The organism is Staphylococcus sp. GDY8P198P (genome assembly GCF_017891615.1).
In the GTDB taxonomy this organism is placed as follows: Bacteria; Bacillota; Bacilli; order Staphylococcales; family Staphylococcaceae; genus Staphylococcus; species Staphylococcus cohnii.
Genome location: NZ_JAESJQ010000005.1, coordinates 19,191 through 43,099, shown reverse-complemented (window position 1 = coordinate 43,099; position 23,909 = coordinate 19,191). Strand labels below are relative to the sequence as shown.

The window sequence follows — 23,909 nt, the reverse complement described above, 5'->3', positions numbered from 1 at the left end:
AATTACCAATAAGGAGGTAAACGACAATGGCTCTAAAAAAATATAAGCCAATTACTAACGGTCGTCGTAATATGACTAGTTTAGATTTCGCAGAAATTACGAAAACTACTCCTGAAAAGTCATTATTACAACCGCTACCGAAAAGAGCGGGACGAAATCACCAAGGTAAATTGACTGTTCGCCATCATGGCGGTGGACATAAACGTCAATACCGTGTAATTGATTTCAAACGTAACAAAGATGGTATCCAAGCAAAAGTTGATTCAATTCAATACGATCCAAACCGTTCAGCAAATATCGCATTGTTATTTTACGCTGATGGAGAAAAACGTTATATTATTGCACCTAAAAACTTAAAAGTAGGTCAAGTACTTGAAAGTGGTGCTGAAGCAGATATTAAAGTAGGTAATGCCCTACCACTACAAAATATTCCAGTAGGTACTGTTATTCATAACATCGAGTTGAAACCTGGCAGAGGTGGACAAATTGCTCGTTCTGCTGGTGCTAGTGCACAAGTATTAGGTAAAGAAGGAAAATATGTATTAATCAGATTAAGATCTGGCGAAGTTCGTATGATTCTTTCAACTTGTCGCGCTACTATTGGTCAAGTTGGTAATATCCAACACGAACTTGTTAACGTTGGTAAAGCTGGACGTTCAAGATGGAAAGGTATCCGTCCAACAGTTCGTGGTTCTGTAATGAACCCTAACGATCACCCACACGGTGGTGGTGAAGGACGCGCACCAATCGGTATGCCTTCTCCAATGTCACCTTGGGGCAAACCAACACTTGGTAAGAAAACACGTCGCGGTAAAAAATCATCAGATAAACTTATCGTTCGTGGACGTAAGAAAAAATAAAAATAACTTATTTGGGTGTGCGGCTTAAACGCTGCACGCACATAATAAGAAGGGAGGCGCCACTATGGCTCGTAGTATTAAAAAAGGACCTTTCGTTGACGATCACCTAATGAAAAAGGTAGAAGCTCAAAGCGGAAGCGAGAAAAAACAAGTAATCAAAACTTGGTCACGTCGTTCAACTATTTTCCCTGATTTCATCGGACATACATTCGCTGTATATGATGGACGTAAACATGTGCCTGTATTTGTAACAGAAGATATGGTTGGTCATAAACTTGGAGAGTTTGCACCAACACGTACATTTAAAGGTCACGTTGCAGACGATAAAAAAACAAGAAGATAATATCTAACAGGTAGAGGAGGAATTGGAATGGAAGCAAAAGCGGTTGCTAAAACAATAAGAATCGCACCTCGTAAAGTTAGATTAGTATTAGATCTAATTAGAGGCAAAAGCGCTGGTGAAGCGATAGCGATTTTAAAATTAACAAACAAGGCTTCATCACCAGTAATTGAAAAATTATTAATGTCCGCTTTAGCTAATGCAGAACATAACTATGATATGAACACAGATGAATTAATAGTTAAAGAAGCTTATGCTAATGAAGGACCAACTTTAAAACGTTTCCGTCCACGTGCACAAGGTAGTGCAAGTGCGATCAACAAACGTACAAGCCACATTACAATCGTCGTAAGTGACGGTAAAGAAGAAGCTAAAGAAGCTTAATAAAATCTTAAGGAGGGAACACTGTGGGTCAAAAAATTAATCCAATTGGACTTCGTGTCGGTGTAATCCGTGATTGGGAAGCTAAATGGTATGCAGAAAAAGACTTCGCATCATTATTACACGAAGATTTAAAAATCCGTAAGTTTATTGATAACGCATTAAGTGAAGCATCAGTTTCTCATGTAGAAATTGAACGTGCAGCTAATCGTATCAACATCGCTATTCACACTGGTAAACCAGGTATGGTAATCGGTAAAGGCGGTTCAGAAATCGAAAAACTTCGTAACAAATTAAATTCATTAACAAATAAAAAAGTACACATCAACGTAATTGAAATCAAAAAAGTTGATTTAGATGCTAAATTGGTAGCAGAAAATATTGCGCGTCAATTAGAAAACCGTGCATCATTCCGTCGTGTACAAAAACAAGCTATTACAAGAGCGATGAAACAAGGCGCTAAAGGTATCAAAACACAAGTATCTGGTCGTTTAGCTGGTGCTGATATCGCTCGTGCAGAACAATATTCAGAAGGAACTGTTCCACTTCATACACTACGTGCTGACATAGGCTATGCACACGCAGAAGCAGACACAACTTATGGTAAGTTAGGTGTCAAAGTGTGGATTTATCGTGGAGAAGTTCTTCCTACTAAGAACACTAGTGAAGGAGGAAAATAATAATGTTACTACCAAAACGTGTTAAATATCGTCGTCAACATCGTCCTAAAACAACTGGTCGTTCTAAAGGCGGTAACTATGTAACATTTGGTGAGTATGGTTTACAAGCAACTACAACGTCTTGGATCACATCTCGTCAAATCGAATCAGCTCGTATTGCAATGACTCGTTATATGAAACGTGGCGGGAAAGTTTGGATCAAAATCTTCCCACATACACCTTACACTAAAAAACCTTTAGAAGTTCGTATGGGTGCTGGTAAAGGTGCCGTTGAAGGCTGGATTGCAGTTGCAAAACCAGGTAGAATTTTATTTGAAGTTGCAGGCGTAAACGAAGAAGTTGCGCGTGAAGCATTACGTTTAGCTAGTCACAAACTTCCAGTTAAAACTAAGTTTGTAAAACGTGAAGAATTGGGTGGTGAAACAAATGAAAGCTAAGGAAATTAGAGACTTAACCACTTCTGAAATCGAAGAACAAATCAAATCTTCAAAAGAGGAGCTTTTTAACCTACGCTTTCAGTTAGCTACAGGTCAATTAGAGGAAACTGCACGTATTCGTACAGTAAGAAAAACGATTGCACGTCTAAAAACTGTTGCTCGTGAAAGAGAAATTGAACAAGGTAAGGCTAATCAATAATCAAATTGAAAGAGGAGGTTACTAAAGTGAGCGAAAGAAATGATCGTAAAGTTTATGTAGGTAGAGTCGTTTCCGATAAAATGGATAAAACAGTAACTGTACTTGTTGAAACATACAAAACACACAAACTATATGGCAAACGAGTAAAATACTCTAAAAAATACAAAACACATGATGAAAACAACTCAGCTAAATTAGGGGACATCGTTAAGATTCAAGAAACACGTCCTTTATCAGCAACTAAGCGTTTCCGTTTAGTAGATATTGTTGAAGAATCAGTAATTATTTAATAAACAGTAAAGATAAAGGAGGTTTAACTCATGATCCAACAAGAAACACGATTAAAAGTAGCAGATAACTCTGGTGCACGTGAAGTACTTACAGTCAAAGTATTAGGTGGATCTGGTCGTAAAACAGCGAACATTGGTGACGTTATCGTCGTTACTGTTAAACATGCTACACCAGGCGGCGTTGTCAAAAAAGGTGAAGTAGTTAAAGCTGTTGTTGTACGTACTAAATCAGGTGTACGTCGTAATGACGGTTCATATATCAAATTTGATGAAAATGCATGTGTCATCATTCGTGACGACAAAGGCCCACGTGGTACTCGTATTTTTGGACCAGTTGCACGTGAATTACGTGAAGGTAATTTCATGAAAATTGTATCATTAGCTCCAGAAGTACTTTAATAAATTATTTATAAATATATAAATTTAAGGAGGTGCCACACATGCATATCAAAAAAGGTGACAACGTAAAAGTTATCGCAGGTAAAGACAAAGGTAAAGAAGGTAAAGTAGTAGCTACAGAACCTAAAAAAGACCGTGTCGTTGTGGAAGGTGTTAACACTATTAAAAAACACCAAAAACCAACTCAATTTAATCCTGAAGGTGGAATCTTAGAAACAGAGGCAGCAATCCATGTTTCTAATGTACAATTATTAGACCCTAAAACGAATGAACCAACTCGCGTAGGTTTCAAATTCGAAGACGGTAAAAAAGTTAGAATCGCTAAAAAATCTGGCGAAGAAATCAAATCTAATAATGAATAACTAATTGAAAGGAGGATCCACTGTGAATCGTTTAAAAGAAAAATTTAATTCTGAAGTTACAACGGACTTAGTCAAAAAATTCAACTATAGTTCAGTAATGGAAGTACCAAAAATAGAAAAAATTGTAGTGAACATGGGTGTTGGTGATGCTGTACAAAACTCTAAAGTATTAGATGATGCTGTAGAAGAATTACAAGCTATCACTGGTCAAAAACCATTAGTAACTAAAGCGAAAAAATCTGTCGCTACATTCCGTTTACGTGAAGGTATGCCAATCGGCGCTAAAGTAACTTTACGTGGTGAAAGAATGTATGACTTTTTAGATAAATTAATTGCGGTATCACTTCCACGTGTTCGTGACTTCCGTGGTGTATCAAAATCAGCATTTGACGGTAGAGGTAACTACACTTTAGGTGTTAAAGAACAATTAATTTTCCCTGAAATCGACTATGACCGAGTAAGTAAAATACGAGGAATGGATATCGTTATCGTAACAACTGCTAACACTGACGAGGAAGCTCGTGAATTGTTAACACAATTCGGTATGCCATTTCAAAAATAATCTCTAAAGGAGGCTAATTAAGTGGCTAAAACTTCAATGGTTGCTAAGCAACAAAAAAAACAAAAGTTCCAAGTACGTGAATATACGCGTTGTGAACGCTGTGGTCGTCCACATTCTGTATATCGTAAATTTAAATTATGCCGTATTTGTTTCCGTGAATTAGCTTATAAAGGCCAAATCCCTGGCGTTCGTAAAGCTAGCTGGTAATAGAAAAAAGTCTGAAAGGAGGCAACATTCAATGACAATCAACGATCCAATTGCAGATATGCTAACTCGTGTAAGAAACGCAAACATGGTGCGCCATGATAAGTTAGAATTGCCTGCATCAAATATCAAAAAAGAAATTGCTGAAATATTAAAAAGTGAAGGTTTCATTAAAAACGTAGAATACGTTGAAGACGATAAACAAGGGGTTATTCGTTTATTCCTTAAATATGGTCAAAACAATGAACGTGTTATCACTGGATTAAAACGTATCTCAAAACCAGGTTTACGTGTTTATGCTAAAGCAAACGAAGTGCCTAAAGTGTTAAATGGTTTAGGTATTGCATTAGTTTCTACTTCTGAAGGTGTAATCACTGATAAAGAAGCAAGAAAACGTAATATTGGTGGAGAAATCTTAGGTTACGTTTGGTAATAATTAATAACAAGGAGGTGCGATAACATGAGTCGTGTTGGTAAAAAAATTATTGACATCCCTAGTGACGTTACAGTAACTATCGAAGGAAATACAGTTTCTGTTAAAGGTCCAAAAGGTGAATTATCACAAACAATGAATGAAAGAATGACATATAAGCAAGATGAAAACACATTAGAAGTTGTAAGACCAACTGATTCTCAAAATGACAGAACAGTTCATGGTACAACTCGTGCTTTGATTAATAATATGATTCTAGGTGTTAAAGATGGCTACAAAAAAACACTTGAACTTGTAGGTGTAGGTTACCGTGCTCAAATGCAAGGTAATGATCTAGTATTAAACGTTGGATACTCACACCCAGTTGAATTTAAAGCTGAAGATGGTATCACTTTCGGTGTTGATAAAAACACTACAGTAACTGTAGAAGGTATTTCAAAAGAACAAGTTGGAGCTATTGCTTCAAACATTCGTTCAGTAAGACCTCCAGAACCTTATAAAGGTAAAGGAATTCGTTACCAAGGTGAATACGTTCGCCGTAAAGAAGGTAAAACTGGTAAATAATAAATAACTTTCAGAAGAAAGGAGTAATAAAATGATCAGCAAAATTGATAAAAACAAAGTGCGTTTGAAAAGACATGCTCGTGTCCGTAACAAATTATCTGGCACTGCTGAAAAACCACGTTTAAATGTTTATCGTTCAAACAAACACATTTATGCACAAGTTATCGATGATGTTAATGGTAAAACATTAGCACAAGCTTCAACACAAGAAAAAGATCTAGCTAATGAAACTGGATCTAAAGTTGATTTATCAGCTAAAGTCGGCGAAACAATTGCTAAAAGAGCGAATGAAAAAGGCGTAAAAACAATTGTATTTGACCGCGGAGGATATTTATATCACGGACGTGTTAAAGCATTAGCAGATGCAGCTCGTGAAAATGGTTTACAATTTTAATTTAAAGGAGGGACATTTACATGGCTCTTAGAGAAGAAGCGAAAGAATTTGAAGAACGCGTTGTTACAATTAATCGTGTTGCAAAAGTTGTAAAAGGTGGTCGTAGTTTCCGTTTCAGCGCTTTAGTAGTAGTTGGAGATAAAAACGGTCGCGTTGGATTCGGTACTGGTAAAGCACAAGAGGTACCTGAAGCAATCAAAAAAGCAGTTGAAGCAGCTAAGAAAAACTTAGTTGAAGTTCCACGTGTCGAAGGTACAACTCCTCACATGATCACTGGACAATTCAGTTCAGGTAGTGTATTAATGAAACCAGCAGCTCCTGGTACTGGTGTTATTGCGGGTGGTCCTGTTCGTGCAGTATTAGAACTAGCAGGTATCACTGATATCTTAAGTAAATCTTTAGGTTCAAACACACCAATCAATATGGTGCGTGCAACAATTAATGGATTACAAAACCTTAAAAATGCTGAACAAGTTGCGAAATTACGTGGCAAGTCAGTAGAAGAATTATATAATTAAGGAGGGAAAATAAGTTATGGCTAAATTACAAATTACCCTCACTCGTAGTGTTATAGGTCGTCCAGAAACACAACGTAAAACTGTTGAAGCTTTAGGTTTGAAAAAAACAAACTCTTCAGTAGTTGTTGAAGATAACCCTGCTATTCGTGGGCAAATCAACAAAGTAAGTCACTTAGTGACAGTAGAAGAAAAATAATTAAGGAGGTGCCGAAATGAAATTACATGAGTTAAAACCAGCAGAAGGTTCTCGTAAAGTTCGTAACCGCGTAGGTCGTGGTGCAGCTACTGGTAACGGTAAAACTAGTGGCCGTGGACAAAAAGGACAAAAAGCGCGTTCAGGTGGTAGTATTAGACCAGGATTTGAAGGTGGACAATTACCTTTATTCCGCCGTTTACCAAAACGAGGTTTTACTAACATTAACCGCAAAGAATATGCTATTGTTAACTTAGACCAACTTAATAAATTTGAGGATGGTACTGAAGTAACTCCTGCTTTATTAGTAGAATCTGGTGTAGTTAAAAGTGAAAAATCTGGTATTAAAGTACTAGGTAGTGGTTCACTTGACAAGAAGTTAACAGTGAAAGCTAACAAATTCTCTGCTTCTGCAGCAGAAGCTATTGATGCTAAAGGCGGAGCACACGAGGTGATCTAATGTTTCAAACGCTTGTGAGCTTCTTTACTACAAAAGAAGTTCGTAACAAGATCTTTTTTACGCTCGCAATGTTAGTTATTTTTAAAATAGGTACTTATATTCCAGCACCTGGCGTAAATCCAGCTGCTTTTGACAGTCAACAAGGTTCTCAAGGTGTCACTGACTTACTTAACACGTTTGGTGGCGGAGCCTTGCAGAACTTTTCTATCTTTGCCATGGGTATAATGCCATATATTACTGCATCAATTGTGATGCAGTTATTACAAATGGATATTGTTCCAAAGTTTTCAGAGTGGGCAAAACAAGGTGATGCAGGTAGAAAAAAACTTAATAACGTAACCCGTTATTTTGCGATTGTACTTGCTTTTATCCAATCAATAGGAATGGCGTTCCAATTTAATAATTATTTGAAAGGTCAACTTATTATGGATCAGTCCGTAATAAGCTACCTAACAATAGCTGTTGTGTTAACAGCTGGTACAGCGTTTTTAATTTGGATAGGTGAACAAATCACTCAATTCGGTGTTGGTAATGGTATTTCCATCATTATCTTTGGAGGTATTTTATCTTCATTACCTTCATCATTAATCCAGTTTTACCAACAGTCCTTTGTAGGACAAGATGATACAACTTTAGCATGGTTAAAAGTTATTGGATTAATTGTTGGAATGGTATTGCTAACGGTTGGTGCAATATTCGTACTACAAGCTATTAGAAAAATACCAATTCAATATGCGAAAAAACAGTCTGCACAACGATTAGGTTCACAAGCAACATATTTACCTTTGAAAGTTAACTCTGCAGGGGTTATCCCAGTCATCTTTGCAATGGCGTTCTTCTTATTACCAAGAACATTAACTTTGTTCTTCCCTGATGCAAGTTGGGCGCAAAAAATATCTGACGTTGCAAATCCATCAAATAATATAGGGATGATTGTTTATGTGATTCTTATTATTGCATTCACATATTTCTATGCATTTGTACAAGTCAATCCTGAAAAGATGTCTGATAACCTTAAAAAACAAGGCAGTTATGTTCCGGGTATTAGACCTGGCGAACAAACAAAAAAATATATTACTAAAGTTCTCTACAGATTGACCTTTGTAGGATCAATATTCTTAGCTGTCGTTGCTATACTACCAATCATTGCTACTAAGGTGATGGACTTACCACAATCGATACAAGTCGGTGGTACAAGTCTACTTATCGTAATTGGTGTTGCGATTGAAACAATGAAGAGTCTTGAAGCTCAAGTGAGTCAAAAAGATTATAGAGGCTTTGGTGGTAGATAAATTGTAGGAGGGCACTTATGAATATCATTTTAATGGGTTTACCTGGCGCAGGTAAAGGAACTCAAGCGAGTGAAATTGTTAAGAAATTCCCAATTCCACACATATCTACTGGAGACATGTTCAGAAAAGCGATTAAAGATGAAACTGATTTAGGAAAAGAAGCTAAATCGTACATGGATCGTGGAGAATTAGTCCCTGATGAAGTTACTGTGGGCATTGTTAAAGAAAGAATTTCTGAAGACGATGCAAAAAAAGGATTCTTACTTGACGGCTTTCCTCGTACTATTGAACAAGCAAAAGCATTAAGTGAAATCATGCAAGAACTAGATAGAAAAATTGATGCTGTTATCAATATAGAGGTACCTGAAGAAGAATTAATGAACCGCCTTACTGGTCGTAGAATTTGCGAAAAATGCGGGCACACTTATCATCTTGTATTCAATCCTCCAAAAGTTGATGGCATTTGTGATATTGACGGTGGTAAATTATACCAACGTGAAGATGACAACCCAGAAACAGTTGCAAATCGTTTAAATGTCAATGTAAAACAATCTAAGCCAATCCTAGAATACTATGATAATGAAAATGTATTGAAAAACATTGATGGTTCAAAAGATATTAATGAGGTTACTTCAAACGTAATCGATATTCTTGAGAACCTAAAATAGTATCAACTTTGTACGGTCTATGTAATGCCAAGAGTATAAACGAAAAAGAGTGACAATGCGATATAGTAATTCATTTTAATTTTGTTGAACTTATTAACAACACTTATAGACTCGTATGGTTATAGTTGATCTTAGACGATAACCAACTATTGTAAAAAGGGGGAAGTTAATAAATGGCTAAGCAAGATGTTATTGAATTAGAAGGTACAGTATTAGATACTTTACCAAATGCAATGTTTAAAGTAGAATTAGAAAATGGTCATGAGATTTTAGCTCACGTAAGTGGTAAAATCAGAATGAATTATATTCGAATTCTACCTGGCGACAAAGTAACTGTAGAAATGTCTCCGTATGATTTAACACGCGGAAGAATTACGTATCGTTATAAATAATCGTCACTCCATAATATAGGGAGGTATTAAAATGAAAGTAAGACCATCAGTAAAACCAATTTGCGAAAAATGTAAAGTCATTAAACGTAAAGGTAAAGTAATGGTAATTTGTAGCAATCCAAAACACAAACAAAGACAAGGTTAATAAAGAGAGGTGTAAATAATTATGGCACGTATTGCAGGAGTAGATATTCCACGTGAAAAACGTATTGTTATTTCTTTAACTTATGTATATGGTATCGGTACTACTACAGCTCAAAAAATTGTTGAAGAAGTTAATGTATCTACAGATACTCGCGTTAAAGACTTAACTGATGACGAATTAGGTCGTATCCGTGAAGTAGTAGACAATTATAAAGTAGAAGGTGACTTACGTCGTGAGCAAAACTTAAACATTAAACGTTTAATGGAAATCTCATCATACCGTGGTATCCGTCACCGTCGTGGTTTACCAGTACGCGGACAAAAGACAAAAAACAATGCTCGTACTCGTAAAGGCCCAGTTAAAACTGTAGCTAACAAGAAAAAATAATAGGTAAAGGAGGCAAATTTTAAATGGCACGTAAACAAGTATCTCGTAAACGTAGAGTGAAAAAGAATATTGAGAATGGTGTGGCACACATCCGCTCAACATTCAATAATACAATCGTAACTATTACTGATGAATTTGGTAATGCTTTATCATGGTCATCAGCAGGTGCACTTGGATTTAAAGGATCAAAAAAATCAACACCATTTGCAGCACAAATGGCATCAGAAACTGCAGCTAAAGCAGCTATGGAACATGGTTTAAAAACTGTTGAAGTTACTGTTAAAGGTCCTGGCCCAGGTCGTGAATCAGCGATCCGTGCATTACAATCAGCTGGATTAGATGTAACTGCAATCCGTGACGTTACTCCAGTACCACATAATGGTTGTCGTCCACCAAAACGTCGTCGCGTATAATATTATCGTTATTGTCGCAAGTCACTGAGAAACACAGTACAATTCAAGTCGACGTAATCAAGGAGGATATTTGTAAATGATTGAAATCGAAAAACCTAGAATTGAAACAATTGAAATTAGTGAAGATGCTAAATTCGGTAAGTTCGTTGTTGAACCACTAGAACGTGGCTACGGTACTACACTAGGAAACTCCTTACGTCGTATCCTACTATCTTCATTACCAGGTGCAGCCGTTAAGTACATCGAAATCGAAGGTGTATTACATGAATTCTCAGCAATAGATAATGTTGTAGAAGATGTTTCAACAATTATTATGAACATCAAAAAGCTAGCATTGAAAATTTATTCTGAAGAAGATAAAACATTAGAGATTGATGTAAAAGATGAAGGCGAAGTTACTGCAAGCGACATCACGCATGATAGTGATGTAGAGATTTTAAATCCTGAGATTAAAATCGCAACAGTATCTAAAGGTGGACATTTAAAAATCCGTCTTGTTGCTAATAAGGGTAGAGGTTACGCATTAGCAGAACAAAATAACACTAGTGATTTACCAATTGGTGTAATTCCAGTGGATTCACTATATTCACCAGTAGAACGTGTTAACTATACTGTAGAAAACACACGTGTAGGTCAAAGTAGTGATTTTGATAAATTAACTTTGGATGTTTGGACTAATGGTTCAATTACGCCACAAGAGTCTGTTTCTCTAGCGGCAAAAATCCTAACTGAACATTTGAACATCTTCGTTGGATTAACTGATGAAGCACAAAATGCTGAAATCATGATTGAAAAAGAAGAAGATCAAAAAGAAAAAGTACTTGAAATGTCTATAGAAGAATTAGACTTATCTGTCCGTTCATATAACTGTTTGAAACGCGCAGGTATTAATTCTGTTCAAGAATTAGCTGATAAATCTGAAGCAGATATGATGAAAGTGCGCAATTTAGGACGCAAATCATTAGAAGAAGTTAAATATAAACTTGAAGATCTAGGCTTAGGTCTTAGAAAAGAAGATTAATAAAAAGGAGGTTAACTCATGGGTTACAGAAAATTAGGTCGTACTTCTGATCAACGTAAAGCGATGTTACGTGACTTAGCTACTTCACTTATTGTTAGTGAACGTGTTGAAACGACAGAAGCACGTGCAAAAGAATTACGTAGTGTTGTTGAAAAATTAATCACTTTAGGTAAAAAAGGAGATTTAGCATCTCGTCGTCAAGCTGCTAAAACTTTACGTAATGTTGAAGTCTTAAATGAAGATGAAACTACACAAACTGCACTTCAAAAATTATTTGGTGAAATTGCTGAACGTTATACAGAACGTCAAGGTGGTTACACACGTATCCTTAAAGTAGGCCCTCGTCGCGGTGACGGTGCTGAATCAGTAATTATAGAATTAGTTTAATTTAAATACACATACTACTATGTATAAAGCAAATGAGTGCAACGATAATGTTTGCCACATACAAATATTGTCTAGCTCAGAGTACCCCATCAAACTTAATAAATTTTAAAGCGTGAACTCAAATATGATGGGGTGCGCGCTTTTTTTGTTAGTCCCCCTTAATTCGAAGAATTTAGGGGGACTTATGCAATTGCGAAGCAATAGCGAACTGCTGAGCCTTAATTCAAAGAATTTAGGGGGACTTATGCAATTGCGAAGCAATAGCGAACTGCTGAGCCTTAATTCGAAGAATTTAGGGGGACTTATGCAATTGCGAAGCAATAGCGAACCGCTGAGCCTTAATTTGGGTAAGGTAAAGGAATACATTCATAGAGCCAATGCATAAGAAGTTCTAACTAGGCAATATTTTGTTCATAAATTTAAAAGTAGATAAATTGCTAAGAAACAATAATTGTTAACTATTTATATTAATGAGAAGTGTATTTTATGCTCAAAATTATCTTTATGCGTGTCTCAATAAATAAAATTTAAAAGAGAAATTAATGAAGATGAAGTGCTTATTTATCGTTTTTCATGTAAAATGATTAAGTATATGATTAATATTTTTGATTTAGGAGATAACTGGTATGATAACGCAAGCAGAAGAAATAATTAAATTTGATCATGTATCTTTTAAATATAATAGCGATGAACCACTTGCGTTAAATGATGTATCATTTAGCATTCCTAGAGGCAAATGGACCTCTATAGTAGGTCATAATGGTTCAGGTAAATCAACGATAGCAAAACTGATGATAGGCATTCAAAAACCTTTTGAGGGCCAAATATATTTAAACGGTGTTAGTATCAATGACGATAACTTAAATAAGTTGAGACAGCATATAGGAATTGTATTTCAAAATCCAGAAAATCAATTTGTTGGGTCTACTGTGGAATTTGATGTAGCATTTGGTTTAGAAAATAATGCTATGACTTACGAGAAAATGCATGAAATTGTGCCTAAAGCATTAGCGGATGTAGATATGCTGGACAGAGCTACATATGAGCCGCAATCACTTTCTGGTGGCCAAAAACAGCGTGTCGCTATCGCAGGTGTTTTAGCATTAAATACAGATATCATCATATTAGATGAAGCGACGTCTATGTTAGATCCAGAAGGTAGAACAGAATTAATTTCACTCATACATCGTTTAAAGGAAGAAAAAGATGTGACAATTATATCCATCACTCATGATTTATCTGAAGCTATAGATGCGGATCATTTAGTTGTTTTAAACCAAGGCTTTCTATATCAATCAGGTTTGCCTCAAGTTATTTTTAATAAAGGAGAGGCATTAACACAAATAGGTTTAGATTTACCGTTTGCAATGAGAATGAGCCAACAACTATTAGGTGTTACTGACTATATTTCTTATGAAGGGTTGGTAAGCAAATTATGACTGTTAAATTCAATCAAGTGTCCTATGTTTATCAAAAAGGAACACCTTATGAACATCTTGCATTGAAAGAGATTGTAACTACTTTTGAACAAGGTAAGTATTATGCAGTGATTGGTCAAACAGGCTCTGGTAAGTCTACATTAATACAGCATATTAATGGATTGCTAAAACCGTCACATGGCGCTTTAGAGGTCAATGAGGTCATGATTACGCACAAGACTAGAGATAAATATTTAAAGCAAGTGCGTAAGCGTGTAGGGGTAGTATTCCAATTTCCAGAATCACAACTTTTTGAAGACTCCGTGGAACGAGAAATTTTATTCGGACCTAAAAATTTTAATATGCCACTTGAAGAAGTAAAAACACGAGCATTTCAATTATTATTAGAGTTCGGTTTTAATAGGGATATACTTGAACAATCACCTTTCCAAATGTCGGGAGGTCAAATGAGAAAAATAGCAATTACTTCTATATTAGCTATGGATCCAGATATTGTTATTTTAGATGAACCTACTGCAGGACTTGACCCTAAAAGTAGAAATCAAATCATGGAAATGTTAAAGAAACTTCAGCTTGAACAAAATAAAACAATCATATTAGTTACGCATGAAATGAATGATGTTGCAAAATATGTTGATGAAGTGAAAATTATTAAACATGGCAAGTTAGTGGAAAGCTGTTCTCCAAGAAAATTGTTTAATGCTGACGACTATGTTAAAGATATGCATTTAGATGTACCAGACATCGTCAAATTACAGAGAGATATTGAAGCAAAGCATCAATTTAAATTTGAGCGCACGGCATTAACCGAATCAGAATTCACTGAGATGTATAAGGAGTGGCAACAACATGAGAGATAAGTTTATTATAGGACGTTATCTTCCATTAGACACTTTTGTACATCGTCGTGATCCACGTGCCAAATTAATATTTGTATTTTTATTTATCATACTAATATTTTTTGCACATTCATTTATCACTTATTTATGGTTATTCTTGATCATTGTAACCATGATGAAAGCAGCGCACATAAAATCTTGGTTTTTAATAAAGGGATTAACACCTATATGGATTTTTCTGATTTTCACCTTTTTAATGCATTTGTTTTTAACTAAAGGTGGTATGCGTATATTTGAGATAGGGTTTATTTCAATTGATACTCAGGGCGTTTTAGAAGGTATTTATATTGTGTTGAGGCTAATGTTTATCATTATGGTATCTACGATCATGACTTTAACGACAAGTCCATTAGATCTTACTGATGCGTTTGAACGATTATTATATCCATTAAAGTTGATAAAAGTTCCTGTACATTTACTGAGTATGATGATGTCAATCGCTTTACGTTTTATTCCAACTTTAATGAATGAGCTAGATAAGATTATCTTAGCACAGAAATCAAGAGGTTCTGAAATCAGTTCTGGGGGGTTAATTAACAGAGTTAAAGCATTTATTCCTTTATTGATACCCTTATTTATCTCAGCTTTCCAAAGAGCAGAAGATTTAGCCATTGCAATGGAAGTCCGTGGTTATGAAACAAACAAACAGCGAACAAGTTATCGTCAATTAGACTGGCAATGGTCTGATAGTTTGTTATTGATTTCAATTATACCAATAGCAATAATATTATTTGTGTTAAAGTATATGGGAGTGTAAAGAATGGTTCGTGTTTTAGTAAATATTTCATATCAGGGTAGTCAATTCTTAGGTTTTCAAATTCAAAATAATGGTAGAACCGTACAACAACAATTTGAAAAAATACTTAAACGCATGCACAAACGACATATTAGAATACATCCTAGTAGTCGAACTGATCGTGGCGTGCATGCATTAGAACAATATTTTCATTTTGATACAGAGCTTAACATTTCACCAGATCAATGGCGATATGCGATGAATCGGGCATTGCCTGATGATGTTTATGTGAAAGATGTTTCATTTGTAGATGAATCATTCCATTGTCGTTATGATTGTGTCGGTAAAACTTATCGCTATAAAGTTTATCAATCACCTAATAAAAATCCATTTGAATGTGGTTTAAAAAATCACGTACCAGAAAGTTTAAACTTTGAAAAAATGTCACAAGCTGCCAATTTGTTTATTGGTACACATGACTTTACTGGATTTTGTTCCCAAAAAACAGAAGTTGAAAGTAAAGTCCGTACGTTATATGAAAGTAAAATAGAAAAAACAGAATATGGTTTTGATTATGTCGTTACTGGTTCGGGATTTTTATATAATATGGTGCGTGTGTTAGTAGCATTTTTAATTGGAGTAGGCAAAGGGAAATTCCAACCTGAGGTAGTTCCACAATTATTAATTGCTAAAGATCGCAATAAAGTTCCGTTCACTGCACCAGCTGATGGATTGTATTTGGAACATATATATTTATCCCCCGAAGCACTGAAAAGAGACTTTGGTGAAGATATAAAAATATATCAAAAAAAATCTACACAAAATAGTTGAATTACATTGACAAAACCCCATAAAAATTATACGATAACTAACGGTATTGTTTTATATCACCCCACGATAAGCCCCGGAATCTTATTGTGTAACAAGATATAGAAGCACGTAGAAATTATAAATTAACAAAATAAATGAATTTAAGTTTAAATATCACTTTAATTAGACAAGAAACATTTATTTATTCTAGGAGGACAATTATATGCGTCAAACATTTATGGCTAATGAAGCAAACATTGAGCGCAAATGGTATGTTATTGATGCTGAAGGTAAAACACTTGGTCGTTTATCATCAGAAGTAGCTGCTATTCTACGCGGTAAAAATAAAGTAACTTATACACCACACGTTGATTCAGGTGATTATGTAATTATCATCAACGCTGCTAAAATTCAATTCACTGGTAATAAAGAACAAGACAAAATGTATTACCGTCATAGTAACCACCCAGGCGGAATCAAATCAATCTCTGCTGGTGAGTTAAAAGCTACAAACCCAGAACGTCTACTTGAAAACTCAATTAAAGGTATGTTACCAAGCACACGTCTAGGTGAAAAACAAGGCAAAAAATTATTTGTATATGGTGGCGCTGAACATCCACACGCTGCACAACAACCAGAAAACTACGAGTTACGTGGTTAATTAAAAGGAGGAAATTACATTGGCACAAGTTGAATATAAAGGCACAGGCCGTCGTAAAAACTCAGTAGCACGTGTACGTTTAGTACCTGGCGAAGGTAACATTACTGTTAACCACACTGATGTACGTAGCTACTTACCATTCGAATCATTAATCTTAGACTTAAACCAACCATTTGATGTTACAGAAACTAAAGGTAACTATGATGTATTAGTTAACGTTCACGGTGGTGGCTTCACTGGACAAGCACAAGCTATCCGTCATGGTATTGCACGTGCTTTATTAGAAGCAGATCCTGAATATAGAGGTTCATTAAAACGCGCTGGATTACTTACACGTGACCCACGTATGAAAGAACGTAAAAAACCAGGTCTTAAAAAAGCTCGTCGTTCACCACAATTCTCAAAACGTTAATTTCCCAAATGTTGTTGCGAATATTTTTCGCTCACAGATTTGGTACATTAATTGCTTAGGTAATTGATGTCAAACAGAAGAAACGTTTCAAACTTCCCATATTAATATGGGAAGTTTTTTTGTTTTATAAATAATCAAAAATGTATACAACTTTTGTACTCGTAAAAATAGAAAGAATTTGTTTTATTTTAGTAAGTTCAAATAGTATGAAGTATAATAAAATAAAACAGTATTAGAGGTTATACATATGACATTCAACAAACTAAATCATCACTTAAAAAAATTGAGTATCGTATTAATATTAATTATTTTTTCTAGCATTATTCTTTTGGTCATGAACCAAGTGTTTAACAAAACGTTAATTAAAAACATGTCCAGTGAAACATCAGTACCGACATTTTATTTACATGGTTATTCTGGAACAACTCAATCAGAAAAATACATGGTAAATTCGGCAGTCCAAAATAATATTACAAATGACGTTGTTGAAGCTAAAGTTTCATCAAATGGAAAGGTGACATTTAATAAAAATATATCTAACAATATGAAGCGTCCAATTATAAAAATTATACTTGAAGATAATGAAAATAAAAATTTAGAAAAAAATGCACAATGGATCAAAAATGTTATGATAGCTTTTAATGCAAAATATCATTTTAAAAAATTTAATTTTGTTGCACATTCAATGGGAAATCAATCTTTTAGTTATTATATGTTAAAGTATGGTGATGATAGTGTTTTACCTAAGTTGAATAAGCAAGTTAGTTTAGCTGGAAACTTTAACGGAGAAGTAGATATCAATGGTTTAGACTTAAATATACATTTAGACAAAAATGGCAAACCCAACAAGATGTTAAAAGAATACCGCGATTTATTATCCATGCAAGCACACTATCCTAAAAACGCTGAAGTTCTTAATATTTATGGTGATTTAAAAGACGGGACGCATTCTGATGGTAGAGTAACGAATGTATCATCAGAATCGTTAAGGTACTTATTATCAAATCATGTTAAAACTTATAAAACATACAAAATTTATGGACCTAAAGCTGAACATAGCGAGCTTCATGATAATGAAAAAGTTACAGATCAAATTAATGCATTTCTTTGGGAATTATAAATAAAAAAGATAACTCTATTATATTAGAATTATCTTTTGAACAGTTATGAAGTCACTATATTTACTCATTATAAAAAACTTAAAATTGATTGTTTTCAATTGCTAATAATTGTAACACGTTTTTGCGGTTTGACTCCCCATAAACATGTGGTTGAATCATTACTTCATCCGCATTGTAGTTATGTGCGATTGCTTGTAATTGTGTGTAAACTTCATTTGGTAAACCACTGATAAAGCGTGGTTCATTTTGCCTCATTTTTTCAAGTTCTCTAGTAGATGGTTGTCTTTGTTGAGCAAATGTAATTGATGGATAGTGACTAGGTTGTTTTAAATAGTTAATACGCAATAACCATAGATGAAAAGCTTGTTCCAATTCTTTAATCTTTTGAATGTCATTTGCAGTGATTACAAAAGTTGAAATAATAACATAAGGTGTTCGGTTTGGATGAAGTTTTGAAAATAGTTTTCGATAATCATCGATGGATTGTTTAACCTTATCTTTATTCTTACCCATTAAAGCAGTGACAAAGGGTAAACCAAGTTGTGCAGCGAGTTCAGCGCTATTTTGGCTTGTGCCCAATAAATGCATATCAGGTTGTGTATTGATTAAAGGTGTAGCGTATAATCCAAGAAATCTTTGTCTTTGAATGTCATCATTAAAATAGTTTGTTAAATCCACAATTTGTGTTTTAAAATCAACGTTGGTTGTTTTGTTTTCATTTAATGCTTGATTTACATTTTTAAAACTCATAGAACGGCCAATGCCTAAATCCACTCTGCCGGGATGACGTCCTTCTAGTATTTTAAATACTTCTGCTACTTTATATGCACTATAGTGAGGAAGCATAACACCACCACTGCCTATGCGAATCGAATTTGTATTTTCTAGCAAAGTCATCATTATCATTTCAGGAGCACTAGAAGCAACTGACAATACTTTGTGATGTTCAGCAACCCAAAATCGATAAAAACCTAGCGATTCTGCAAATTGAGCTAATTCAACAGAATGATTTATCGCTTGAGTAGTATCGCTGCCTTCAAATATTGGAACATAGTCTAGTATACTTAATCGCATATTACACTCTCCTTCATTACAATCATTTAAGTGCTCCATTTTATTTATCATAACACGAGGACAAAATATCAAATAAGCGATTTGATTGATTGCATAACTTCATCACTATAGAATAGAAGAAAATATGAAATGGAGGCAAAATAATGAAAACAGAAAGCATTGTATTAGCAAAACGCCCAGAAGGCATACCTTCTGATGATGTATTTAGATACGAAACTATTGAAATAGATGAGCCTGGTAATGATGAGATTCAAGTTGAAGCGATATATATTTCGGTAGATCCATATATGCGTGGCAGAATGGATGATAGTAAATCTTATATACAACCATTTCAATTAGATGAACCATTGGCAGGACATATTGTTGGAAAAGTAGTGCAATCCAACGCTGACACTTTTGAGCAAGGTGATTATGTATTAGGTATGTTACCTTGGCAAAAATATACAAATGTATCAGCTCAAAAAGTTACGAAAATTACTCAGAGAGACATTCCACTTTATTTATATCTAAGTGTATTAGGTATGACTGGTCAAACGGCATACCATGGTCTGCTAAAAATCGGCCAACCAAAAGAAGGAGAAACTGTTGTTGTATCTGCAGCTTCAGGGGCTGTCGGTTCAGTAGTAGGTCAAATAGCTAAATTAAAAGGTGCGCGTGTGGTTGGTATTGCAGGCGGAACAACCAAAACGAAATATTTAACTGAACAATTAGGATTTGATGCTAGTGTAGATTATAAAGCTGATAACTTCTCAGAACAATTAGCTCAAGCAGTTCCAGATGGTGTAGATGTTTATTTTGAAAATGTTGGTGGACACATTGCAGATGAAGTAATGAAACACTTAAATCAATTTGCTAGAATTCCAGTATGTGGTGCAATTTCTGGCTATAATGATAAAAGTATTGAGCACGGACCACGTATTCAGCCGATTTTGATAAAATCACAAGCACTTATGAAAGGATTTGTTGTTGCAAATTTTGCTGATGACTTTAAACAAGCGAGTCAACAGCTTGCTCAGTGGGTAAATGAAGATAAAATAAAAACAAAAACTTCGATCGTAGAAGGATTTGAAAACGTGCCTAATGCATTTAGAAATTTATTTACTGGAGATAATTTTGGTAAACAAGTGGTCCAAGTTTCAGACAATTTATAAGTAAAGGAGATGCACATATGAAAGCAATTGCTGCAGATAGACCGTTTACATTAGATGAGGGTAATCAATTTTATGAAATGGATATAGAGAAGCCAAAGCCTCAGCAATATGAATTATTAGTGCGTTTAACTGCTATTAGTGTGAATCCAGTAGATACGAAAATTAGACAATCGTCTATAAATGAGTCGCCAAGAATTTTAGGATATGATGCTGTAGGTGTTGTAGAAGCTATAGGCGAAGATGTTAAACAATTTAAGATTGGCGATGAAGTTTATTATTCAGGTTCACCTTCGTATCAAGGATCGAATCAGACATATCAACTTGTTGATGAACGATTGGTAGCATTGAAGCCGAGTAATATTAGTGATGTTGAAGCGGCAAGTCTCCCTTTAACTGGTTTAACAGCTTCAGAAACGCTTTTTGATGTTTTTAATATTTCTCATAATCCAGAAGAAAATAAAGGCAAGTCCATATTAATAATTAATGGCGCAGGTGGCGTAGGCAGTATCGCAACACAGATAGCAAAGTATTACGGGCTACACGTCATCACCACTGCATCTCGCAATGAAACGTATAATTGGTCAAAATCATTAGGTGCAGACATCGTGTTGAATCATAAAAATAATCTGACAGATGAATTTAAAAAATATGAAATTAGTGAAGTAGATTATATATTTTGTACTTTTGATACGGACTTGTATTACGAAAAAATGATTGAATTAGTAAAACCACGCGGTAAGATTGCTACAATTGTTGCTTTCAACAATAAGCAAGATTTAAATTTATTGAAGCCTAAAAGTGTAACCTTTACACATGAATATATGTATTCAAGACCGTTAAATAAAACAGAAGATATGTCTATTCATGGTACCTATTTAAAAGATATCACTAACAAAGTAGAATCAGGCGACTATAAACCAACAGCAAATGAAGTGTTAAAAGGATTAACAGCAGATAATATTTATGAAGCGCATAAAAAAATGGAAAACCACAGCATGGTTGGCAAATTAGTTATTTCTATTTAGTAAAAGTGCACGATGTTATAAATATGAACACTGCTATTGAGAAATTCTTATTGTTAAGCAATACTATAAAAGTTTAACAGCTTTCAATAAAATAGCTGCTACAAAGGAGCAAAGACAATCAAAACAGTATATTTGATTGTTATTTTGCTCCTTTATTTTTTCAAAGTAACGGTTTCTCACAATATCAATATCGAAAATTATTACTTTTGAATATACGCACAATTTAAGATATAAAATGTATAAATTAAAGTGTTAAATACAATTAAATTCATAAATTACGCATATTACCACGATGTAAGGGTATATATGACACATAAAGTAAAGGGAGAGTGTCATGTTAATATGCGTCTTAAAAAATTAACAGTAGTTTTTTGGGTAGCGCTAACGATTTGTACGCTATTTGTTATTTATGGCGCAATTGCGCCTAAACAATTAGAATCGGTTACACAAGCGATTACCAATTTTATTGCAGTAAATTTTGGATGGTATTATTTACTATTAGTATTAGCTATTTTAGTTGTATCTATTTATTTATTATTTTCTAGATATTCAACAATAACTTTAGGAGAAGAAGGAGAAGACCCAGAATTTTCACTAAAATCATGGTTTGCAATGTTGTTTAGTGCGGGTATGGGGATTGGTTTAGTATTTTGGACAACAGCTGAACCTATCAGTCATGCATTTACATTAACACCGATACATAAAGCAGGAACACAAACTGCTATAAATGAAGCGATGCAGTTCTCATTTTTCCACTGGGGTATACATGCATGGGCAGTGTACGGAATTGTTGGACTTGTGTTTGCATACTTTAATTTTCATAAAGGTTATCCTGGATTAGTGAGTGCTACATTAAGACCAGTTTTAGGAGAAAAGATGATGCGTGGGCCAATAGGTGGCGCAATCGATGTGCTTGCAATTATCGCCACAGTGACTGGTGTTGCTGCGACACTTGGATTTGGTGCATTACAAATTAATGAAGGTCTAAATTTTTTATTTAAAATACCTTCTAATTTTGGTACACAAGTTGTGATTATTGTTATTGCTACAGTGTTATTTACGTGGTCTGCTTGGTCAGGTATTGATAAAGGCATTAAAAACTTAAGTAATATTAATATGTTTTTAGCTTTTGTAGTATTAATCGCATTATTTTGTGTCGGACCTACGTTAAACATTTTAAATACGTTTACTAACTCATTGGGAGATTATATTGCTAATTTCTTTAACATGAGTTTACGTATTCCACAATCAGGTGGGGAGAAATTCCAATGGTTGCAACAGTGGACAATTTTCTACTGGGCATGGTGGGTCTCTTGGGCACCTTTTGTTGGCATATTCATTGCTCGAGTTTCTCGAGGTAGAACAATTAAAGAATTTATTTTAGGTGTACTTTTTGTACCTGCACTTGTTTGTTTTTTATTCTTTGCAGTGTTCGGGGCGTCAGCGATTTATTTACAGCAAAATGGCATTGCCAACATTGCTAAAGAGGCAACTGAAACTGCAACATTTGCAACACTTGAGCATTTTCCATTAGGATTTTTACTCAGTATTATTACACTCATTGTAATTATGATTTTCTTTGTTACTTCAGCAGACTCTGCAACTTATGTGCTAGGTATGTTGAGTTCTAAAGGGAGTATTAATCCATCTGGCGTAGTAAAAGTAAGTTGGGGTGTTATTTTAGCACTATTTGCTATGATTATGATTTATACAGGTGGTACACAGTCAATACAAAACTTATTAATCATAGCAGCATTACCTTTTTCAATCGTTATTATCTTTATGATTTGGTCGTTATTCAAATCATTATCAATTGAAAAACCACGGCCTAGCAATAAATTACTTGTTTCAGATGAAAAATATTTACAATATCGAAAAGCGAGTCAAGACCATGAAAAAAATAGTCAATCACAAACGCATCACGACAGTAATTAAAATTATTTTACCAAATACATTATAATTTCAATTTAAAATGTTTTTACTTTTATTTAACGGGGTATAAAGATGTATGACATGTACATATAATTTAACTATAGGAGGTGTCATACGAGGTGAAGCGAATTAAAAATTTTATACTGGGTCTATTAATCGTAGTCATCGTTGGTTTTTTACTATTTATGTATATCAAAGATTCTAGAATTAGTGAGTACCAAGACTACTTCAAGCAATTTAATTGGTTTGAACCGACGCTTATTGGCTTAGCAGCCCTACTGATTTTAATAGGTCTAATACTTGTATTTAGCTTGTTTAAACCTACGTACAGAAAACCTGGACTTTATAAAGACTATGAAGATGGACATATTTATGTATCAAGAAAAGCAGTTGAAAAATCTGCATACGATACACTTGTAAAATATGACCAAATTCGTCAACCAAATGTTATAGCGAAACTATATAACAAGAAAAAGAAATCACATATTGCTTTAAAAGCGGATTTCTTTGTTCCAGGTGATGTTCAAGTTGGTTCATTGACAGAAGAAGTAAGAAATGACATTAAACAAAATGTTGAGCATTTCACAGAATTACCAGTTTCAAAATTAGAGGTTAATGTTAGAGATCAAAAAGCCTCAGGCAAACGTGTGTTGTAAGGGAGGGTTATC

The 23,909-nt window shown here is 34.6% G+C and carries 37 protein-coding genes; 36 read left to right on the top strand and 1 reads right to left on the bottom strand.

Annotation, left to right across the window (positions count from 1 at the left end; all coding sequences use genetic code 11):
* Positions 1-26 precede the first annotated feature (26 nt).
* The 32 genes from rplB to KA824_RS04515 all read left to right on the top strand — a co-directional run bounded on the left by rplB (position 27) and on the right by KA824_RS04515 (position 18,058).
* Positions 27-860 carry a 50S ribosomal protein L2 gene (rplB, locus tag KA824_RS04670; protein ID WP_107383906.1) on the top strand — a complete coding sequence of 278 codons (834 nt, stop codon included), beginning with the start codon at positions 27-29 and terminating at the stop codon, positions 858-860.
* 64 nt (positions 861-924) lie between these two features.
* Entirely contained in the window at positions 925-1,203 is a 279-nt protein-coding gene (gene rpsS / locus KA824_RS04665) for a 30S ribosomal protein S19 (RefSeq protein ID WP_019468644.1), read from the top strand.
* A gap of 27 nt (positions 1,204-1,230) precedes the next feature.
* On the top strand, positions 1,231-1,584 hold the full coding sequence (gene rplV, locus KA824_RS04660; RefSeq protein WP_019468645.1) for a 50S ribosomal protein L22: 354 nt from the start codon (positions 1,231-1,233) through the stop codon (positions 1,582-1,584).
* Between the two features lie 23 nt (positions 1,585-1,607).
* Positions 1,608-2,261, top strand: a complete 654-nt coding sequence (gene rpsC / locus KA824_RS04655) for a 30S ribosomal protein S3 (protein ID WP_019468646.1) — start codon at positions 1,608-1,610, stop codon at positions 2,259-2,261.
* 2 nt (positions 2,262-2,263) lie between these two features.
* The gene (gene rplP, locus KA824_RS04650; protein ID WP_019468647.1) at positions 2,264-2,698 is read left to right on the top strand and encodes a 50S ribosomal protein L16; all 435 of its coding nucleotides are present in this window, start codon (positions 2,264-2,266) and stop codon (positions 2,696-2,698) included.
* Positions 2,688-2,897 carry a 50S ribosomal protein L29 gene (gene rpmC / locus KA824_RS04645; RefSeq protein WP_002482620.1) on the top strand — a complete coding sequence of 70 codons (210 nt, stop codon included), beginning with the start codon at positions 2,688-2,690 and terminating at the stop codon, positions 2,895-2,897. The genes rplP and rpmC overlap by 11 nt, the downstream gene beginning before the upstream one ends.
* A 26-nt stretch (positions 2,898-2,923) precedes the next feature.
* On the top strand, positions 2,924-3,187 hold the full coding sequence (gene rpsQ / locus KA824_RS04640) for a 30S ribosomal protein S17 (protein WP_019468648.1): 264 nt from the start codon (positions 2,924-2,926) through the stop codon (positions 3,185-3,187).
* Positions 3,188-3,217: 30 nt separating this feature from the next.
* Positions 3,218-3,586, top strand: coding sequence for a 50S ribosomal protein L14 (gene rplN / locus KA824_RS04635; protein ID WP_019468649.1), 369 nt, complete (start codon positions 3,218-3,220; stop codon positions 3,584-3,586).
* 41 nt (positions 3,587-3,627) lie between these two features.
* Positions 3,628-3,948 carry a 50S ribosomal protein L24 gene (gene rplX / locus KA824_RS04630; protein ID WP_107383905.1) on the top strand — a complete coding sequence of 107 codons (321 nt, stop codon included), beginning with the start codon at positions 3,628-3,630 and terminating at the stop codon, positions 3,946-3,948.
* A gap of 22 nt (positions 3,949-3,970) precedes the next feature.
* On the top strand, positions 3,971-4,510 hold the full coding sequence (gene rplE / locus KA824_RS04625) for a 50S ribosomal protein L5 (RefSeq protein ID WP_026034769.1): 540 nt from the start codon (positions 3,971-3,973) through the stop codon (positions 4,508-4,510).
* Between the two features lie 21 nt (positions 4,511-4,531).
* Positions 4,532-4,717 carry a type Z 30S ribosomal protein S14 gene (locus KA824_RS04620; protein WP_002482625.1) on the top strand — a complete coding sequence of 62 codons (186 nt, stop codon included), beginning with the start codon at positions 4,532-4,534 and terminating at the stop codon, positions 4,715-4,717.
* Positions 4,718-4,748: 31 nt separating this feature from the next.
* On the top strand, positions 4,749-5,147 hold the full coding sequence (gene rpsH, locus KA824_RS04615; protein ID WP_019468652.1) for a 30S ribosomal protein S8: 399 nt from the start codon (positions 4,749-4,751) through the stop codon (positions 5,145-5,147).
* A gap of 27 nt (positions 5,148-5,174) precedes the next feature.
* Complete coding sequence (rplF, locus tag KA824_RS04610) at positions 5,175-5,711, top strand: 50S ribosomal protein L6 (protein WP_019468653.1); 537 nt, start codon at positions 5,175-5,177, stop codon at positions 5,709-5,711.
* Between the two features lie 31 nt (positions 5,712-5,742).
* Positions 5,743-6,105, top strand: coding sequence for a 50S ribosomal protein L18 (gene rplR, locus KA824_RS04605; protein WP_107383904.1), 363 nt, complete (start codon positions 5,743-5,745; stop codon positions 6,103-6,105).
* A 20-nt stretch (positions 6,106-6,125) separates the two neighbouring features.
* A complete protein-coding gene (gene rpsE / locus KA824_RS04600; RefSeq protein WP_181187386.1) occupies positions 6,126-6,623 on the top strand; it encodes a 30S ribosomal protein S5 in 498 nt (165 codons plus the stop codon).
* 16 nt (positions 6,624-6,639) lie between these two features.
* Complete coding sequence (rpmD, locus tag KA824_RS04595; protein ID WP_002482630.1) at positions 6,640-6,819, top strand: 50S ribosomal protein L30; 180 nt, start codon at positions 6,640-6,642, stop codon at positions 6,817-6,819.
* Positions 6,820-6,835: 16 nt separating this feature from the next.
* Positions 6,836-7,276 (top strand): 50S ribosomal protein L15, encoded by a 441-nt coding sequence (rplO, locus tag KA824_RS04590; protein ID WP_019468656.1) that lies wholly within the window; start codon positions 6,836-6,838, stop codon positions 7,274-7,276.
* Positions 7,276-8,568 carry a preprotein translocase subunit SecY gene (gene secY, locus KA824_RS04585; RefSeq protein WP_107383903.1) on the top strand — a complete coding sequence of 431 codons (1,293 nt, stop codon included), beginning with the start codon at positions 7,276-7,278 and terminating at the stop codon, positions 8,566-8,568. The genes rplO and secY overlap by 1 nt, the downstream gene beginning before the upstream one ends.
* A 17-nt stretch (positions 8,569-8,585) precedes the next feature.
* Positions 8,586-9,236 carry an adenylate kinase gene (locus KA824_RS04580; RefSeq protein ID WP_019468658.1) on the top strand — a complete coding sequence of 217 codons (651 nt, stop codon included), beginning with the start codon at positions 8,586-8,588 and terminating at the stop codon, positions 9,234-9,236.
* A gap of 173 nt (positions 9,237-9,409) precedes the next feature.
* On the top strand, positions 9,410-9,628 hold the full coding sequence (gene infA / locus KA824_RS04575) for a translation initiation factor IF-1 (RefSeq protein WP_001118443.1): 219 nt from the start codon (positions 9,410-9,412) through the stop codon (positions 9,626-9,628).
* A 31-nt stretch (positions 9,629-9,659) separates the two neighbouring features.
* Positions 9,660-9,773: a 50S ribosomal protein L36 gene (gene rpmJ, locus KA824_RS04570; RefSeq protein ID WP_002482634.1), complete on the top strand. Its 114-nt coding sequence runs from the start codon at positions 9,660-9,662 to the stop codon at positions 9,771-9,773.
* A gap of 21 nt (positions 9,774-9,794) precedes the next feature.
* Positions 9,795-10,160, top strand: coding sequence for a 30S ribosomal protein S13 (gene rpsM, locus KA824_RS04565; protein WP_210133240.1), 366 nt, complete (start codon positions 9,795-9,797; stop codon positions 10,158-10,160).
* Between the two features lie 23 nt (positions 10,161-10,183).
* On the top strand, positions 10,184-10,573 hold the full coding sequence (gene rpsK, locus KA824_RS04560) for a 30S ribosomal protein S11 (protein ID WP_019468660.1): 390 nt from the start codon (positions 10,184-10,186) through the stop codon (positions 10,571-10,573).
* A 76-nt stretch (positions 10,574-10,649) separates the two neighbouring features.
* The gene (locus KA824_RS04555; protein WP_019468661.1) at positions 10,650-11,594 is read left to right on the top strand and encodes a DNA-directed RNA polymerase subunit alpha; all 945 of its coding nucleotides are present in this window, start codon (positions 10,650-10,652) and stop codon (positions 11,592-11,594) included.
* 18 nt (positions 11,595-11,612) lie between these two features.
* Positions 11,613-11,981, top strand: coding sequence for a 50S ribosomal protein L17 (rplQ, locus tag KA824_RS04550; protein ID WP_019468662.1), 369 nt, complete (start codon positions 11,613-11,615; stop codon positions 11,979-11,981).
* Positions 11,982-12,607: 626 nt separating this feature from the next.
* The gene (locus tag KA824_RS04545) at positions 12,608-13,420 is read left to right on the top strand and encodes an energy-coupling factor transporter ATPase (RefSeq protein WP_019468663.1); all 813 of its coding nucleotides are present in this window, start codon (positions 12,608-12,610) and stop codon (positions 13,418-13,420) included.
* Positions 13,417-14,280 carry an energy-coupling factor transporter ATPase gene (locus KA824_RS04540; protein WP_107383901.1) on the top strand — a complete coding sequence of 288 codons (864 nt, stop codon included), beginning with the start codon at positions 13,417-13,419 and terminating at the stop codon, positions 14,278-14,280. Before KA824_RS04545 ends, KA824_RS04540 begins: the two co-directional genes overlap by 4 nt.
* Positions 14,270-15,076 carry an energy-coupling factor transporter transmembrane component T family protein gene (locus KA824_RS04535; protein WP_107383900.1) on the top strand — a complete coding sequence of 269 codons (807 nt, stop codon included), beginning with the start codon at positions 14,270-14,272 and terminating at the stop codon, positions 15,074-15,076. Before KA824_RS04540 ends, KA824_RS04535 begins: the two co-directional genes overlap by 11 nt.
* 3 nt (positions 15,077-15,079) lie before the next feature.
* Positions 15,080-15,886: a tRNA pseudouridine(38-40) synthase TruA gene (truA, locus tag KA824_RS04530; protein ID WP_107386077.1), complete on the top strand. Its 807-nt coding sequence runs from the start codon at positions 15,080-15,082 to the stop codon at positions 15,884-15,886.
* Between the two features lie 202 nt (positions 15,887-16,088).
* Positions 16,089-16,526 (top strand): 50S ribosomal protein L13, encoded by a 438-nt coding sequence (gene rplM / locus KA824_RS04525; protein WP_107383898.1) that lies wholly within the window; start codon positions 16,089-16,091, stop codon positions 16,524-16,526.
* Between the two features lie 19 nt (positions 16,527-16,545).
* Positions 16,546-16,938: a 30S ribosomal protein S9 gene (gene rpsI / locus KA824_RS04520; protein WP_019468668.1), complete on the top strand. Its 393-nt coding sequence runs from the start codon at positions 16,546-16,548 to the stop codon at positions 16,936-16,938.
* A 247-nt stretch (positions 16,939-17,185) separates the two neighbouring features.
* Positions 17,186-18,058: an alpha/beta hydrolase gene (locus KA824_RS04515; RefSeq protein ID WP_107383897.1), complete on the top strand. Its 873-nt coding sequence runs from the start codon at positions 17,186-17,188 to the stop codon at positions 18,056-18,058.
* 79 nt (positions 18,059-18,137) lie between these two features.
* On the opposite strand, the gene KA824_RS04510 is transcribed toward KA824_RS04515, so the two are convergent.
* Positions 18,138-19,133: an LLM class flavin-dependent oxidoreductase gene (locus KA824_RS04510; protein ID WP_107383896.1), complete on the bottom strand. Its 996-nt coding sequence runs from the start codon at positions 19,131-19,133 to the stop codon at positions 18,138-18,140.
* A gap of 143 nt (positions 19,134-19,276) precedes the next feature.
* On the opposite strand from KA824_RS04510, the gene KA824_RS04505 reads away from it, so the two are divergent.
* From KA824_RS04505 to amaP, 4 genes are all read left to right on the top strand, one after another.
* Complete coding sequence (locus KA824_RS04505; protein WP_107383895.1) at positions 19,277-20,284, top strand: NADP-dependent oxidoreductase; 1,008 nt, start codon at positions 19,277-19,279, stop codon at positions 20,282-20,284.
* Positions 20,285-20,301: 17 nt separating this feature from the next.
* A complete protein-coding gene (locus KA824_RS04500) occupies positions 20,302-21,309 on the top strand; it encodes a zinc-binding alcohol dehydrogenase family protein (RefSeq protein WP_107383894.1) in 1,008 nt (335 codons plus the stop codon).
* Positions 21,310-21,651: 342 nt separating this feature from the next.
* Entirely contained in the window at positions 21,652-23,244 is a 1,593-nt protein-coding gene (locus KA824_RS04495; protein WP_107383893.1) for a BCCT family transporter, read from the top strand.
* A gap of 116 nt (positions 23,245-23,360) precedes the next feature.
* A complete protein-coding gene (gene amaP, locus KA824_RS04490; RefSeq protein WP_107383892.1) occupies positions 23,361-23,897 on the top strand; it encodes an alkaline shock response membrane anchor protein AmaP in 537 nt (178 codons plus the stop codon).
* Positions 23,898-23,909 lie beyond the last annotated feature (12 nt).

Bases quoted from the DNA above. Each gene is read 5' to 3' on its own strand.
- rplB (WP_107383906.1), top strand. From the start codon at position 27: ATGGCTCTAAAAAAATATAAGCCAATTACTAACGGTCGTCGTAATATG.
- rpsS (WP_019468644.1), top strand. From the start codon at position 925: ATGGCTCGTAGTATTAAAAAAGGACCTTTCGTTGACGATCACCTAATG.
- rplV (WP_019468645.1), top strand. From the start codon at position 1,231: ATGGAAGCAAAAGCGGTTGCTAAAACAATAAGAATCGCACCTCGTAAA.
- rplP (WP_019468647.1), top strand. From the start codon at position 2,264: ATGTTACTACCAAAACGTGTTAAATATCGTCGTCAACATCGTCCTAAA.
- rpmC (WP_002482620.1), top strand. From the start codon at position 2,688: ATGAAAGCTAAGGAAATTAGAGACTTAACCACTTCTGAAATCGAAGAA.
- rplN (WP_019468649.1), top strand. From the start codon at position 3,218: ATGATCCAACAAGAAACACGATTAAAAGTAGCAGATAACTCTGGTGCA.
- rplX (WP_107383905.1), top strand. From the start codon at position 3,628: ATGCATATCAAAAAAGGTGACAACGTAAAAGTTATCGCAGGTAAAGAC.
- rpsH (WP_019468652.1), top strand. From the start codon at position 4,749: ATGACAATCAACGATCCAATTGCAGATATGCTAACTCGTGTAAGAAAC.
- rplF (WP_019468653.1), top strand. From the start codon at position 5,175: ATGAGTCGTGTTGGTAAAAAAATTATTGACATCCCTAGTGACGTTACA.
- rplR (WP_107383904.1), top strand. From the start codon at position 5,743: ATGATCAGCAAAATTGATAAAAACAAAGTGCGTTTGAAAAGACATGCT.
- rpsE (WP_181187386.1), top strand. From the start codon at position 6,126: ATGGCTCTTAGAGAAGAAGCGAAAGAATTTGAAGAACGCGTTGTTACA.
- rpmD (WP_002482630.1), top strand. From the start codon at position 6,640: ATGGCTAAATTACAAATTACCCTCACTCGTAGTGTTATAGGTCGTCCA.
- rplO (WP_019468656.1), top strand. From the start codon at position 6,836: ATGAAATTACATGAGTTAAAACCAGCAGAAGGTTCTCGTAAAGTTCGT.
- secY (WP_107383903.1), top strand. From the start codon at position 7,276: ATGTTTCAAACGCTTGTGAGCTTCTTTACTACAAAAGAAGTTCGTAAC.
- KA824_RS04580 (WP_019468658.1), top strand. From the start codon at position 8,586: ATGAATATCATTTTAATGGGTTTACCTGGCGCAGGTAAAGGAACTCAA.
- infA (WP_001118443.1), top strand. From the start codon at position 9,410: ATGGCTAAGCAAGATGTTATTGAATTAGAAGGTACAGTATTAGATACT.
- rpmJ (WP_002482634.1), top strand. From the start codon at position 9,660: ATGAAAGTAAGACCATCAGTAAAACCAATTTGCGAAAAATGTAAAGTC.
- rpsM (WP_210133240.1), top strand. From the start codon at position 9,795: ATGGCACGTATTGCAGGAGTAGATATTCCACGTGAAAAACGTATTGTT.
- rpsK (WP_019468660.1), top strand. From the start codon at position 10,184: ATGGCACGTAAACAAGTATCTCGTAAACGTAGAGTGAAAAAGAATATT.
- KA824_RS04555 (WP_019468661.1), top strand. From the start codon at position 10,650: ATGATTGAAATCGAAAAACCTAGAATTGAAACAATTGAAATTAGTGAA.
- rplQ (WP_019468662.1), top strand. From the start codon at position 11,613: ATGGGTTACAGAAAATTAGGTCGTACTTCTGATCAACGTAAAGCGATG.
- KA824_RS04545 (WP_019468663.1), top strand. From the start codon at position 12,608: ATGATAACGCAAGCAGAAGAAATAATTAAATTTGATCATGTATCTTTT.
- KA824_RS04540 (WP_107383901.1), top strand. From the start codon at position 13,417: ATGACTGTTAAATTCAATCAAGTGTCCTATGTTTATCAAAAAGGAACA.
- KA824_RS04535 (WP_107383900.1), top strand. From the start codon at position 14,270: ATGAGAGATAAGTTTATTATAGGACGTTATCTTCCATTAGACACTTTT.
- truA (WP_107386077.1), top strand. From the start codon at position 15,080: ATGGTTCGTGTTTTAGTAAATATTTCATATCAGGGTAGTCAATTCTTA.
- rplM (WP_107383898.1), top strand. From the start codon at position 16,089: ATGCGTCAAACATTTATGGCTAATGAAGCAAACATTGAGCGCAAATGG.
- KA824_RS04515 (WP_107383897.1), top strand. From the start codon at position 17,186: ATGACATTCAACAAACTAAATCATCACTTAAAAAAATTGAGTATCGTA.
- KA824_RS04510 (WP_107383896.1), bottom strand. From the start codon at position 19,133: ATGCGATTAAGTATACTAGACTATGTTCCAATATTTGAAGGCAGCGAT.
- KA824_RS04505 (WP_107383895.1), top strand. From the start codon at position 19,277: ATGAAAACAGAAAGCATTGTATTAGCAAAACGCCCAGAAGGCATACCT.
- KA824_RS04500 (WP_107383894.1), top strand. From the start codon at position 20,302: ATGAAAGCAATTGCTGCAGATAGACCGTTTACATTAGATGAGGGTAAT.
- KA824_RS04495 (WP_107383893.1), top strand. From the start codon at position 21,652: ATGCGTCTTAAAAAATTAACAGTAGTTTTTTGGGTAGCGCTAACGATT.